Origin of the sequence: Streptomyces sp. rh34 (genome assembly GCF_002551245.1) — a bacterium.
In the GTDB taxonomy this organism is placed as follows: Bacteria; Actinomycetota; Actinomycetes; order Streptomycetales; family Streptomycetaceae; genus Streptomyces.
The window spans coordinates 1-1,319 of sequence record NZ_NTGZ01000530.1; the positions used below are offsets into that span (position 1 = coordinate 1).

Annotated in this window: 1 pseudogene; it reads left to right on the forward strand. The window is 77.3% G+C overall.

Going from position 1 to position 1,319, the window contains the following annotated elements:
- Positions 1 to 1,319: pseudogene (locus CR470_RS37970) on the forward strand (SCO7613 C-terminal domain-containing membrane protein); the annotation flags it as partial.

Below are 1,319 nucleotides of genomic sequence, written 5' to 3' on the forward strand. Positions count from 1 at the left end.
CCGCTCAGAGATGTGTATAAGAGACAGGCCCCGGGCTGGAACCCGTCGGCCTGGGGCGCGCCTCCGGCCGGCCGGCCGGGTGCTCCGGCGCAGCCGTGGGGCTATGTGCCGAAGCAGCCGTCCGCCCCCCGCAGTGCGCAGAACGTCCTGCTGACGCTGGGCGGTCTGCTGCTGACGGTCGCGGCCGTCGCGTTCACACTGGTGAGCTGGGGCTCCATGGGGATCGGCGGCCGGGCGGCGGTGCTGGCCGCGGCGACCCTGGGAGCGCTGACCGCCCCGGCGGTGCTGCTGCGGCGGGGGCTGGCCGCCACCGCCGAGGCGCTGGTGGCCCTGGCGCTGGTGCTGACGCTGCTGGACGTCTACGCGGTCCATGCGGTGGCCGCGCCCGACACGGACGGGCTCGGCTTCACGGCCGTCGCGTCGGCGGTGCTCGCGGCTCTGTGGACGGCGTACGGGCTGGCGCTGGGCAAGCTGCGCCTGCCGCTGCCGGTCGCCGTGGTGCTGGCCCAGTGGCCGCTGCTGTTCTGGGCGTGGGCCGCGGGCGCACCGGCGCTGGTGGTCGGGTGGGCGCTGCTGGCGACCTCGGTGCTGGACGGAGCGATCGCCCTGTGGGGCAAGGGCGCCGGAGTGCGGGTCACGGCGTGCGTCGGCGGATCGGTGATGGGCTTCTGGGCCCTGATGGTGGGCCTGGCGCTGTCCACGACGGCCTCGGGGCCGCTCGGCGCGGTGGCTCCGGGAATGCTGCTGCTGGCGGCGGCCGCAGCGGCCCTGTCCGGGGCGTGGCGCGCGCCGAAGGGTTTCGCGCGGACGGGCGGTGTGGTGGCCGGTCTGGCGGCGGTGACCGCGGTGGGCGGCGTACCGGCCGCGGCGCTGTCGGACGGCTGGCGGGTGTTCGCGTATCTGCTGTGCGGCCTCGCCCTGACCGGGGTCGTACGGGCAGGGCTGCCGAGGGACGCGGCGCGCGGGGTGCTGGTGGCGTCGGGGGCGGTGGTGGCCGGCGCCCTGGTGTGGGCGCTGCGGCCGCTCGCGGTGGTGCTGCTGGGCCCGGGGACACTGCTGTCGGACGTGTGGGCGGGGCCGCCGGAGGGCTTCCGGTCGGCGCTGGGGACGACGCTGCCGTGGTCGGAGCTGGCGGCGGCCCCGCTGGTGCTCGCGCTGGTGTCCGGGCTGCTGGGGTCGGTGTACCGGTGGTGGCCCTCGGCCGTGCGGCTCACTGCGCCGTTGACCACCCGGGAGGAGACACCGGAGCCGGACGCGGCGGGTACGCCGGGCTCGGCCCGGACGGTGCCGCCGGGTGCCGGGGTGCCCTGGTACACGGA